The sequence below is a fragment of the Chitinophaga sp. 10T418 genome, from assembly GCF_056394125.1.
The window spans coordinates 811,575-824,072 of the sequence record NZ_JBFTHG010000001.1; the positions used below are offsets into that span (position 1 = coordinate 811,575).

11 protein-coding genes are annotated in these 12,498 nt (G+C 46.1%); 5 read left to right on the top strand and 6 right to left on the bottom strand.

Features of this window, described 5'->3' with window-relative positions; translation table 11 throughout:
• Nucleotides 1–37 precede the first annotated feature (37 nt).
• A complete protein-coding gene (locus tag AC1DCV_RS03450; protein WP_477021838.1) occupies nt 38–919 on the bottom strand; it encodes a helix-turn-helix domain-containing protein in 882 nt (293 codons plus the stop codon).
• Between the two features lie 76 nt (nt 920–995).
• Between AC1DCV_RS03450 and AC1DCV_RS03455 the strand changes: the two genes are divergently transcribed.
• The 4 genes from AC1DCV_RS03455 to AC1DCV_RS03470 all read left to right on the top strand — a co-directional run bounded on the left by AC1DCV_RS03455 (nt 996) and on the right by AC1DCV_RS03470 (nt 6,720).
• On the top strand, nt 996–1,418 hold the full coding sequence (locus AC1DCV_RS03455) for a hypothetical protein (protein ID WP_477021839.1): 423 nt from the start codon (nt 996–998) through the stop codon (nt 1,416–1,418).
• A gap of 263 nt (nt 1,419–1,681) precedes the next feature.
• Nucleotides 1,682–4,222 carry a phosphocholine-specific phospholipase C gene (locus AC1DCV_RS03460; protein ID WP_477021840.1) on the top strand — a complete coding sequence of 847 codons (2,541 nt, stop codon included), beginning with the start codon at nt 1,682–1,684 and terminating at the stop codon, nt 4,220–4,222.
• Between the two features lie 193 nt (nt 4,223–4,415).
• Nucleotides 4,416–4,988 (top strand): hypothetical protein, encoded by a 573-nt coding sequence (locus tag AC1DCV_RS03465; RefSeq protein ID WP_477021841.1) that lies wholly within the window; start codon nt 4,416–4,418, stop codon nt 4,986–4,988.
• A gap of 163 nt (nt 4,989–5,151) precedes the next feature.
• On the top strand, nt 5,152–6,720 hold the full coding sequence (locus AC1DCV_RS03470; RefSeq protein WP_477021842.1) for a L,D-transpeptidase family protein: 1,569 nt from the start codon (nt 5,152–5,154) through the stop codon (nt 6,718–6,720).
• Between the two features lies 1 nt (nt 6,721).
• Here the strand turns inward: AC1DCV_RS03470 and AC1DCV_RS03475 are convergent, their stop codons facing one another.
• Complete coding sequence (locus tag AC1DCV_RS03475) at nt 6,722–7,474, bottom strand: murein L,D-transpeptidase catalytic domain family protein (RefSeq protein WP_477021843.1); 753 nt, start codon at nt 7,472–7,474, stop codon at nt 6,722–6,724.
• 328 nt (nt 7,475–7,802) lie between these two features.
• On the opposite strand from AC1DCV_RS03475, the gene AC1DCV_RS03480 reads away from it, so the two are divergent.
• Entirely contained in the window at nt 7,803–8,582 is a 780-nt protein-coding gene (locus AC1DCV_RS03480; protein ID WP_477021844.1) for a DNA-formamidopyrimidine glycosylase family protein, read from the top strand.
• A gap of 76 nt (nt 8,583–8,658) precedes the next feature.
• On the opposite strand, the gene AC1DCV_RS03485 is transcribed toward AC1DCV_RS03480, so the two are convergent.
• The 4 genes from AC1DCV_RS03485 to AC1DCV_RS03500 form a co-directional block, all read right to left on the bottom strand.
• The gene (locus AC1DCV_RS03485; protein ID WP_477021845.1) at nt 8,659–9,471 is read right to left on the bottom strand and encodes an SDR family NAD(P)-dependent oxidoreductase; all 813 of its coding nucleotides are present in this window, start codon (nt 9,469–9,471) and stop codon (nt 8,659–8,661) included.
• A 13-nt stretch (nt 9,472–9,484) separates the two neighbouring features.
• Entirely contained in the window at nt 9,485–10,378 is an 894-nt protein-coding gene (locus tag AC1DCV_RS03490; protein WP_477021846.1) for a phytanoyl-CoA dioxygenase family protein, read from the bottom strand.
• 367 nt (nt 10,379–10,745) lie between these two features.
• The gene (locus AC1DCV_RS03495) at nt 10,746–11,339 is read right to left on the bottom strand and encodes a nucleotidyltransferase family protein (protein WP_477021847.1); all 594 of its coding nucleotides are present in this window, start codon (nt 11,337–11,339) and stop codon (nt 10,746–10,748) included.
• Nucleotides 11,339–12,493: an XdhC family protein gene (locus tag AC1DCV_RS03500; RefSeq protein ID WP_477021848.1), complete on the bottom strand. Its 1,155-nt coding sequence runs from the start codon at nt 12,491–12,493 to the stop codon at nt 11,339–11,341. Before AC1DCV_RS03500 ends, AC1DCV_RS03495 begins: the two co-directional genes overlap by 1 nt.
• Nucleotides 12,494–12,498: the final 5 nt, after the last annotated feature.

Consider the following 12,498-nt stretch of genomic DNA (forward strand, 5'->3'; position numbering starts at 1 on the left):
GTATAGGCAGCAGGGGCAGGCGGGTAACAGGAATCGTTCAAAAAATAGCACTTTTGGTTCGTTGTGCATTTTTAGGGGTGGTACCGTATAGTAGCCTGTATTGTTTGATAAAGTAAGACACATTTTCAAAGCCGCACTCGTCCGCAATTTCATTGACATTTTTTCGGGTCTGCAACAACAGTTGCCGGGCATGTTTCAATCGTTCCTCATTTATCCACTTTTTGGGTGGTGCATTATACAACCTGGAGAACTCCCGTTTAAAGCCGGAGAGACTTAATCCGCACATTTTTGCATATTCTTCCAGGGTAAAGGGTTGCAACAGGTTGTGGCGAATGGTGAGGATAATGCTTTCTGCACTGCTGTCGAACATATGAAACAGGAAGGACAACACGCTCTGCTGATGTGCCCCTGATAGCAGTAATAATAATACTTCACGGATCTTCAGTTCCAGCAGTTTGTCGGTATTGTTATTGGGGTGCTGGAGGTAATCCAGTATGCTATTGCGTACCTGCAGTACTTCCGGGGAGCAGTGGATAACCATGGGGGCGGAGGGAATGCGGTGACGTACATGGTCGGCAGCATTGAATCCTGCATCTTCACTGATAAAGGAGCGCAGCAGTGCGTCATCCGTACAAAGCATGAGCGACTGGTAGTCGCTGTCATCTGTAGTGAAATCGGTCATGAAATAGGCGCCCCGTTTCAGGAGAATAAGGTCGCCCGAATGGGCCACGATATCTTCTTCGCCGAGGTGAATATGTTTCACTCCTTTGAGCAAAAATACCAGGGTGTTTTCTGTGAGGAAGCCTTCTTCTTTGTCGTGTTTGTCCATAAGCCTGAACCAGGCCACCACGGACCTGCCGGCGTGGTGTAACCTTACAGTGGGAATGCCTTCAAATGCCTTCGGGTAACGTTGTAACATACCGTGAAATTACGGATTACGGTTCAGTTTTCTTTTATGGCATTGTATTTGGTTATTTCTGAGAAAAGAGTCTCATATGAAAACATGGTTTTACCTTCCGCTGCTACTGTTGGTGTTCGTTTTTTCGGGGTGCACCAAAACAACAAATGAGGTAGTGATTCCGAATAAAACAATATTACAACCAGTAAATCCCAATGACTGGGGATTTGATGCTGTTAACCAGCTTTACTTTTATTCAGTGCCGGTTCCGGAGCTCAATAACGTAAATCAGTCAGATGGGGTAATCGTATCTATAGGCAGATATGCAGCCAACAGCAGTGCCGACCCGCAATCATTTGAGTTGTTACCACAGGTATACGGTGGTCAGTCTTACTTCGTGATTCACAATGGAAATGCTGTAGAAGTAGATATCAAGGGTGTTAACGGTGCTGCCAGTCAGAAACCAACTACCAAAGTATGGATTAAAATTGTATTGGTACCTTCAGAAATACAGCCATAGGCTTTACCATTTCTCAACATATATATACAAGGCCTCCGTGAAAACGGGGGCCTTTTTTTATTTATGTTTGCATCAAATGCTCATTTATGAGCAAAGAACCTGCGTACAACCAGGACTTTTTTTAAAAGGCTTTTTTCCGGCAGCCGTAACAATAACATAACTACCACTCCTCACAGTTAGTTGTGAGTAGCTGTAGATTTTTATTATTTTCCGCCTTTCACGTGAATCCCATTTATCAGTGTAGATGAAAAAATTAATCATTAATGGATAACAGAAGAGATTTTATTAAAAAGGCAGCGTTGCTATCCGGGGCTGCCGGAGTATTCAGTGCCCTGCCAGCTTCCATTCAGCGGGCTATGGCCATAGATCCCAAGCCTGGTACTACCTTCCTGGATGCGGAGCACATTGTGATCCTGATGCAGGAAAACCGTTCTTTTGACCACTGTTATGGCTCTTTGCGGGGCGTGCGTGGTTACAATGATCCACGTGCGATTCAACTGCCCAACAAAAACCTGGTCTGGCTGCAAAGCAACGCCAAAGGCGAAACGTATGCACCTTTCCGTTTGAATCTGAAAGATACCAAAGCCACCTGGATGAGCAGTTTGCCGCATTCCTGGGGCAACCAGGTAGATGCCCGTAACCATGGTAAATATGATAAATGGCTGCTGGTGAAACAATCCGGTAACAAGGATTGGTCGCCTATGCCACTCACGCTGGGGTATTACAACCGGGAAGATATTCCTTTCTATTATTCACTGGCAGATGCTTTCACCGTATGTGACCAGAATTTCTGTTCTTCCCTGACAGGTACCACGCCTAACCGGCTTTATCTGTGGACGGGTACCTTGCGGGACGAACAAAAGGCTTCCTCCAAAGCCAACGTATGGAATGAAGATGTGGACTACGGACGGGAAGCCCATTGGACCAGTTTCCCTGAGCGATTGGAAGATAACGGCGTTTCCTGGAAAATATACCAGAATGAAATCAGTGCAGCCGGATTAGAAGGCGAGAAAGATGGGATGCTGGCCAACTTCACCGATAACCCGATAGAATGGTTTGCAGCCTTTAACGTACGTTTTGCTGCAGGGCATATTGGCTACCTGCAAAGGAGAATCAAAGAACTCCCTGCGGAAATAACTGACCTGGAAGCAGTATTGGCAGCCACTTCCACCGCCAACGAAAAAACAAAGGTGCAAAAGAAGCTGGAGCAGCGTAAAGCAGAGCTGGAGAAAACCAAAAGTGATGCAGAAAAGTTCACGGCCGCTAATTTTGCGAAACTGCCACAGCGTGCGCAGAACCTCCACAAAAAAGCATTTACCACTAATATAAGCGACCCTGATTATCATGAGCTGGAAACGCTGACCTACAAAGACGGGGATACCGAAAGAACAGTGCAGGTGCCTAAAGGTGATATCCTGCATCAGTTCAGAACAGATGTAAATGAGGGCAAACTGCCTACTGTATCCTGGCTGGTGGCGCCGGGAGAGTTTTCAGACCACCCGGGTTCGCCGTGGTATGGCGCCTGGTATGTATCTGAAGTACTGGACATATTAACCCGTAAGGAAGAGGTATGGAAGAACACTATTTTCATTCTTTGTTATGATGAAAATGATGGTTACTTCGACCACGTGCCTCCGTTTACGGCACCACATAAACCAGGTACAGGAAAGGTTTCCGAAGGAATTGATACTGGTCTTGAATACGTAACGAAGGAAGAAGAACAGGCGAAGCCATACCTGGGTGCGGATGAAATCCGTGAAAGCCCGATAGGATTGGGATACCGGGTACCGCTGGTGATAGCATCTCCGTGGAGCAGAGGTGGGTATGTGAACTCACAGGTATGTGATCATACTTCCATTATACGGTTGATGGAAAATTTCCTGCGGCATAAAACGGGTAAGGATATTAAGGAAACGAATATCTCTGAGTGGCGTCGTACGGTATGCAGTGATTTAACCTCTGTATTCCGGCCGTTTAACGGAGAAAAAGTGACGGTACCTTTCCCGGAAAGGAACGAGTTTATAGAAATGGTGTACAACGCAAAATTCAAGAAGCTGCCGGATGGATTTAAGCTGCTGACAGCGGATGAAATTGCGAAGATCAATACAGATCCTGCCGGATCAGAATGGATGGCTCACCAGGAGAAAGGGGTGCGTATTTCGAATGCACTACCCTATGAGTTGTATGTAGGCGGTAAGCTGAGTGCAGATAAAAAATCCTTTGAGATCAGTTTTGAGGCAGGTAACAAAGTATTTGGTAAACAGGCGGCGGGTGCACCTTTTAACGTGTATGCTCCCGGTAAATATCTGCAGGAAGATACACAGGCGCTGGAACCGGTAAGAACCTGGTCCTATGCGGTGAAGCCGGCAGATAAGCTGAAAGATACCTGGCCTTTGGCTTCCTTTGAAGATGCGCATTATCACTTAAGGGTATATGGTCCTAACGGATTTTACCGTGAATTTGCCGGAGATGCCAATGATCCTCAGATAGAGGTACAGTGCAGCTATCAGGGTAGTTTGACCAATAGGAGGAAGCTCACCGGCAACGTGGAACTGAAGCTGATCAATCATGGTAGCGGGACGGCCAATATCGCTATCAATGATCTGGGTTACCATAAAGGGGAGTTGAAAAAAGCAGTGGCTGCCCGCACTACTGCCACACTGGTGATAGATTTATCTAAAAGCCATGGTTGGTACGACTTTTCAGTGAAGGTGGCAGGTAGCGGTTCTTTTGAACAGCGGTATGCCGGAAGAGTAGAAACAGGCAAAGAAAGTTTCAGTGACCCGGTAATGGGAAGAGTTTAATACCAGAAGAATTGAGAATAGAAAGCCGCTCTCCATTAGGGGGAGCGGCTTTTTTATGAATAGATGTTTGAACTAAATTATCGCTTTTTTGTTATTTGTTTTTTTGTATATTGACTATTGGGTTAATGATCCCGTTTGCCTCGTATTACCTCAACCAATTAATCATATTTAAATCATCCAAAATCGGTCCTTTATGAAACGTATTCACTGTCACCTGCCTTACCTTTTCTTATTAGCTGCTATTCTGGCTTTTGCCGCATGTTCTAAAGATGGTTCCGCCGGTCCTGCCGGACCTGCTGGCCCTGCTGGTCCCGCTGGTCCTGGTGGCCCTGCCGGAGGGAAAGGCGATCCCGGTACCGCCAATGTTATTTATTCCGATTGGCTGGATGTTGCTTTTGATACGCTGAAAGATAATTCCGGTGCGGTTGTTGGATTCGGAGGAGATATTGATGCGCCAAAGGTTACTGCAGATATTATATCAAAGGGACTCGTGTATGTGTATGTAAATCTTAGTACACTGGCAGATCCCACAGTAGTGTCTATCCCCTATGTGGACGGGCAGGTATACCTTAATTATGCGCTGCTGACCGGGGATATTTCTATCAATTCAAATCTCAAATTATCTACCAGGCTTAATGCTGCCAACGCAAAGGTTTTTCAATACCGTTATATCCTGATTCCAGGCGGAGTGGCTGCACGTAGCAGCAGTGTGGTAGACTGGAAGAACTATAAATCTGTACAAAAATACCTGGGTCTGAAAGATTAATACCATAATATCACAACGATGGAAAAGTCCTCCTGCCGGTGGCCGGGGGACTTTTTGTTGCAGTATATGCACAGTTTGTTCCCGGGCAGCCACGTACTACAGGCGCTACAACTGCCATCAGAGGGGCTATAGCAACCGGCTTTCCTTTTGATATATACATCATATGAAAAGGCTACTACTGGTTGCATTGTTTGCATACATTATCCTGAATGGTTGCGGCTCCCCCTCCGCTCCGGTCAACTCCAATAGCAAAAGCGATATAAGTCCCCGCAATACCGGGATTACGCGGGAGAATGCGTACAACGACCTGTTCCTTGATAGTGCTGCGGTAGAGAAATTTATTGCAGCGCAAAAGCTGGATGATACTATTGCTACGCGGTTGCGTAGTTTTTATAATGCCCGCAATTTTGAATTTGCCTGGCTCGACAGCCGGGGACCAGTAGAACAGGCGGCGGCTTTCCGTAGCTTATATAATTATAGTAAAGACAGTACCAGCAACAAAGCCCTGGACAGGCGCCTGGATGCCTTAATGGACGAGGATAGCCTGGAAGTCAGCGCTACCGATCCCCAGATGGTCAATACTGAATTGCAGCTTACCTGGCGACTGATTAATTACTTCCAGGAAAGGAAAGGCAGTATTGCGCAGCTGGAGCACATGGTGCCGGTACAACGTTATCCAGTAATGGTATTGGCTGATTCCATGCTGCAAACCAACGACAAAATGTTTCCAGCTGTAGCTGTTATGAAAGGGCCGCTCAAAGCCTATAGGGAGTATGTCAGCAAAGGCGGCTGGCAGCCAGTGCCCGCTGTGAAAAAGGGATTAAAGACAGGCCAGTCTTCTCCCGAAATAATACCCATAAAGAAACGACTTTTCATCACCGGAGAGCTTAAAAATAATGATAGCAGCGAGGTATTTACTCCCGAGCTGGAAGCTGCCGTAAACAGCTTTCGCAGCAGTAATGGCTATACGCAAAATGGTGTGTTGAATGATACTGTGACGAATGCACTGAACATACCGGCAGAAGAGCGTTTGCAGCAGTTGCTGGTAAATATGGAACGCATGAAATGGATGCCGGAAACACCTGCCGGAAAGTTAATACTGGTGAATATACCGGCTTTTGTACTGCATGCAACAGACGGCTCAAAGCACCTGTTTGATATGGATATTGTGGTAGGAAAAGAAGGGCATAGCACTACTATGTTTTCGGGCGTGCTGAACCAGGTGGTATTTAGTCCTTACTGGAATATTCCCCGCAGCATAGTGAGAAAGGAAATACTGCCTGCTATCGGGCGGAATAAGAGATACCTGGCTTCCAAACATATGGAGGTGACCGGAACGGCGAACGGGCTACCCGTAATACGGCAATTACCCGGGGCACATAATGCGCTTGGAAAGGTAAAATTCCTGTTCCCCAACAGTTATAACATTTACTTCCACGATACGCCCGAAAAGGGCCTTTTTAACCGGGATAACCGTGCTTACAGCCATGGCTGTATAAGATTGAAAGCTCCGGTGAAAATGGCGCAGTTTGTACTGGAGAACTCACCTCAATGGACCAACGAAAAAATTGATAGCGCCATGAATAGTGGTAAGGAGAAATTTGTGGCGGTAAAAGATCCGGTGCCCGTGATCATTACTTACTTTACCGCCTGGAGTGATAATGGGATGTTACATTTCGCATCCGATGTATATGGACACGATATTATTTTCAGAAAGAAATTGTTTCAATAAATCAGGAGGCGGTACTGTCTCTGCCCAGGATTTTTGTGTGGGCGGAATAGTATTTATCCGGACTGTATAAAAACAGGCAGGTGCCGTTTCTGATGCGTTCAATTACTTTACGGTGAACGTTTTCCGGAATGGCGGGGCATCCCAGGCTGCGGCCTATGTAGCCCTGGATTTTTCCGAGGCTTTCATTTACATAGTTCGCACTGTGCATAACAATACCTCTGCTGAGCGCGTTGTCGTTGATGCCGGCTTCTTCTCCTTCCAAACGGAGGGAGTAACCATGTTCGCCGGTATAGGTATCGCCGGTGATATAAAAGCCCAGACTGCTTTTGAAGCTGTTCATCTGGTTAGAAAAAGTACTGGCAATGTCTTTACCGGAATTTCTGCCATGAGATACCAGGGTGTTGAAAAGTAATAGCTTGTTTTTGAGATCTATTACGAATAAACGCTTTTTGGTACTGGGCAGGGAAAAGTCGATAATGGAAATCACGTCCGGATTTTTTATCCGTCCGGTTTCTTCCAGGTGCTGATACCCTCTTAATGCCTTTTCAAAAGCCTCCCTTGACAGACCTGCAGAATCCAGTCTCATATTATCGTATAGACTTTCCTGTTTGGAAGAATCTGTCTTGATAACAGCAACAGCCGGTTCATGAGCTGCGGTGGTATTTTCTGCTGTAGTAAGGGTAGTAATCAGAAATGCAAATAGGCCAATGGTAAGAGTAAAAATTAACGGTTTAACTAATCGCTTCAATTTCATGTTCACGCCGTAGTATTTTAGTTGGTTATAAAAATGGCATAGGCAGCGAAGATAACGATTATTGCAGTGAAAAAGGGTGCTGAATGCCCGTCAGAGGCCGCTGTAGGAGTATTTTTAACAGGTTGTTCACATACATGGAAAATGTATATAAGTGGCAAACATCTGTTAATGAATGGACAATTTCGGCATAACACGCTACGCTGGGGGATTTATCTTTGAAGTATTGTTTCGTAAGAAGAGAAAACTGCCATAAAAAAAGGGGTCGGTTTCCGTTACCGGCCCTTTATTATTTGCCCCAATATCTTTAATTTTTCATAAAAATTAAGTCATGCCTGAATTACCCGACTTGCAGGCTTTTCGCCATAACCTGGAAAAAGCGTTGCTGCATAAAAAATTAAAGTCACTGACGGTTAAGAATGCAAAGAAATTGCACACCACACCGGAAGCACTGCAATCGGCCCTGGAAGGTCAAACGCTGGAGCATATACTCAGGGTGGGAAAAGAATTACATTTTGTATTTAAGAATGGTCATGTATTAGGTATGCATTTAATGCTCCATGGCAAATTATATCTCTTCCAGAAGAAAAATGAAGAGAAATACACCATTGTAGAATTATTATTTGGAGATGGCACAGGCCTGGCCCTGACGGATTTCCAGGGCGCCGCCAACGTTTTCCTTGATCCGGAAGCGAAGACCGCGCCGGATGCGTTAGCCAAAGAGTTTAACGAAAGCTACCTGGAAACACAGTTAGGGAAGAAAAAAATCACCATAAAGAAATACCTGCTGGATCAGCACAATGTATTGGGTATAGGTAATGCTTATGCGGATGATATTTTGTGGGACGCAAAGATTTCTCCTTTTTCTGTTTGCAATAAAATTCCTGCTGCACAGATAAAGGTATTGCTGAAATCTATTAAGAAAATTCTGCAGGAAGCGKAAAAGAAAATATTGAAGAGTAAGCCTGATATCATTAACGGAGAAGTGAGGGATTTTATGCTGGTGCATAATTCCAAACTAACTGAGAGCCCCGGTGGTGCAGAGATTAAGAAGGATATTGGTGGTGGCCGGAAAACGTATTATACGGATGAACAGGTGTTGTTTGAATAAACCTGTAAGTAAGCATAGGAAACCCGGCATCGTTCGAGACGATGCCGGGTTTTTCTTAAAGACAGGCGATGTGGTTTTATGTTGTCAACACTACTTCAGTAGTGTTTTTTTCTTTAGGTTCGTATATACCTGCTGCGATTTTTTCCACAAATGCTTTCGGGAAAAATTTAGGCAGCCAGGCATTCAGTTTGTTGGTGAAGCCGGGGATGATTTCTGCTTTTCCTTTAAAAAGCCCATCTACCGCAATTTTAGCTACGCTCTCCGGCGTCATGTTAAACCTGTTGGCTACGTTGCGGGTATAGTCGCCCATACGGGCTCTGTTCACAAAATCGGTATCAGTACTGCCAGGGCTCAGGGCGCTGACAGAGATAGGGGAATGCCTTAATTCATGCCTTAATCCACGTGTAAACGAGAGCGCAAAAGCTTTCGTGGCCGCATAGATATTCAGGTAAGGCACCGTTTGATAAGCAGTGGTACTGACAAGATTCAGCAGGTATGCTTTCGGAAATTTCCGCAGTACCGGTATATAGGCGTACGATAAACCCACCTGCGCTTTGATGTTTACATCAATAATATTGAATTGTTCTGCCAGGGACAGTTCTTCAAATGCTCCATTGATGCCATAACCGGCGTTGTTCACTACTACAGAAAGTACATCATGATAGGTACTGCTCCAGGTGGTCACCTTCAGTAATGCATCGGGTTGTGATAAATCCTGATGCAACGTATGTGCGTGTACGTGATACTGAGCAGATAATTCTTCTGCAGTGGTGGCCAGTGTTTCAGCGTCTATATCTACCAGCAGCAAATGATAATTTCTTTCTGCGAGTTGTGCAGCAATGGCTTTTCCTATTCCTTTGGCTGCGCCGGTTATTAATGCGTATGACATACTTGTTATTTTTTTAGAGAGATGGTGAGTTTACTTCAGCGAGACTTTCTGTTCTGGCTTTTACATTCACCCACTGCGGTCTGCCACCGTAGAGGTGTTGTTTGAGATGTGCCAGCTTATGATAGAAAGGAGTAGGGCTATTGGCCGTTTTAGGCTGATAGGCGCCGGTAATGATCGGAATATACATCACTCTTCTGCGGCTCTTTTCGCCGGTGTAGGGTGATTGTTGTACGCGGTGCCAGAGGCGGCCATCATGTACGGTCAGATCTCCTGCTTCAATGTCAAAGCCTACTTCTTTTTCATCAGGATTGTTGTCTATGAAATATTTTTTTCTGAATAATAGTTTCAGTAATCCCTGCTCATGTGTGCCGGGGAGTACGCGCAGACCGCCGTTGTTGAGCGGGCAATCATCGAGGTGAATGCCCACATTCAGCATCGGGAGAATGCGTGATCCGAGGAACAGATCCCGTGGACTGTCTGTATGCCAGCCCAGTTGCTTAAACTGGCTCTCTGCGGCATTTACATAATGGTTGATGACCAAACCATCTTTTTCATTTTCACCAATCCTGCCGGCATAGGAGCCCAGTAAAGTGGTGAGTGATTGCAGCCTTTTGTCTTTTAATAATTCGCGTAAAGCGTTGCTGTAGTGCGATGCAAAGGCAATACGTTGTATAAGGGGGCTGCCATCCACATCAGTACCGAATTTCAAAGGTATACCATTGACTTTCTGGATGTTGTTGCGGATCAGTAATTCCTGTACCTGTTGGACTTCCGTATGGATATGCGTTAAGGCAGATTTGTCCAGGAAGTTTTTAAACTGGATGATGCCATATTTTTGGAAGTATGCGAGATGCGCATCTGTTACCCCCTCGTCGAGGCGGAATAATGGTTGGTTGTTCGTTTTCATGACGAAGTACTTTTTGCTGACAGTGATAAAACAGTTGTTGAAATAGAAAATGCTATAGCGGCAATTGGTGGGGTGACCGCAGGCAGGAGTGGGGAATTAACAACAACAATAGGAAGCTGCTACATTTTGATGTTTGGCTGTTGCACGTATCTGGTGCGGATGTCGATATTGATGATCTGTGTTCATGGTGAATATGAGTTTTTATTAGTCTACCATTCTTGTAGACAAATATAGGGATATCATTTTATTTACAAAAAATATTTTTTCCTGTCCGGTAGCATACGGATGTTAATAGTTTGATAACCTGCTGACAAACAGGTGGGAAAGTCTCTTTGAGATGGAGAATGGATACGGGATTTCCGGTAATTTATATTTTGGTCAGTAGTTGTTCATAATCGCCATTGGTGTCAATGTCCACTGCACCTTGTGGAAAATCGATGGCAGCCACTTGTTCGGGATGTTGCAGTAATATTTTTTTGGCGCCTTCCTGTCCGTTCAATGCGAGGAGCTGGGGGAAAAGTGATTTATCGAACAGGGCAGGGGTGCCAATGGTATTACCGTAAGAGCAGGCTACTATAGCTTTGCCGGAAGTAGTTTTCAGTGCATACATTTCTTCCAGGAGTGGCGTGGTAATGAATGGCTGATCGCAGAGCAGTAATAAAGCGCTGTTCACATCTGGTGAAAGGTGGAGCAGATGCTGCAGGCCTGTTTTGATGGAGCCGCCCATACCGGTGGGCCAGCCTGGGTTTACCACTGTGTTTACTTTTTCATCGATCAGTTGTTGTTTGATCTGTGTGGCGAAAGCGCCGAGTACTACTACCACGGGCATATTGCCTGATTGTCTGGCAGTGTGTACTACATTTTGTAACAGGCTTTTATTCTGAAAGGGCAATTGTTGTTTGGGAGTACCCAGTCTTTTTGAGGCGCCTGCGGCCAGGATGATGATACCGGTTGTTTCCATTATAGTTGTTGTTGAAGGATGATTTGTTGTTCACGTGGGTGGATGGTGGTTGTTTTTTCCCGCAGTGAGGTGGCTGCTGCTGCGGACAATACGGATTTTATTTCGCTGATAACAGATAATGCTATTTCTTCGGCTGTTTCTGCGCCGAGGTCAAGTCCTGCAGGTCCGTGTATGCGTGCACGTTGTTGCCTGGAAATAGGAATACCATTTTCAGACAGTTCCTCCAGCATGCGTTGTAATTTCTTAGCGGGCCCTAATACGCCGATATATGGTAATGGCAATGGCAGTAGTTGTGCCAGCAGTGCCAGATCGTAATTGTAGTTATGCGTCATAAGTACTACGGCGGTATGCTGGTCGGTAGCTACCTGTGCAAGAGCCTGTGCCGGTTTGGCCGTAAGTAGTTGTGTAGCCTCCGGGAAGCGGGTGGCAGTGGCGTATCCCGGGCGTCCGTCCACAACAATGGTATGCCATCCCAGCAGGCTGGCCATTTTCACGAGTGGGATTACATCATTGCCGGCGCCGGCTATCAGTAATTGAGGTGCCGGTGGCAGGTAGGCGGTATGTGCCGTATAGTCGTTGCCGGTAGAGAGGTATGTTTTTGTGAAAGTGGTTTGTGTCTGGAGTGCCAGGTGTGCATCGGCGGTGATGGCATTTTGCAGGTGGCAGTCCGGGATGTGGTGCTGCATTTGTCCGCTGGCCGTGAGTACCAGGCAGGTACCGGGTTGTGGCGCTTTGCGGTTATGCAGGGTAAAAATGGTGACAAGTACTGCGGGTGTACGATGACTGGTTACTTCCTGTAACAGCGCTACCGGGTTACGTGGATCGTTGGTGTTCACGGGTTCCAGGAGTATATGTATGATGCCATTGCATCCCAGCCCTACGCCCAGCTTAGCATCGTCTTCATCATTGGTATCGTAGGTCACCAGCATGGGTTGTTGCTGTAGCATGACCAGTTGTGCCTTACGCAGGGCATCTCCTTCCAGGCATCCACCGCTGATGGCGCCGGTGAGGAGACCGTTTTCCGTTACCAGCATGCGTGCGCCGGGTTGCCGGTAGGCAGAGCCTTCCACATGCACTACCGTGGCCAGTGCTGTTTTGAGTCCCTGCCGACAGGCAGTATGGTACGCTTTCACAATATCTTCCAGTTCTTTCATGTAGT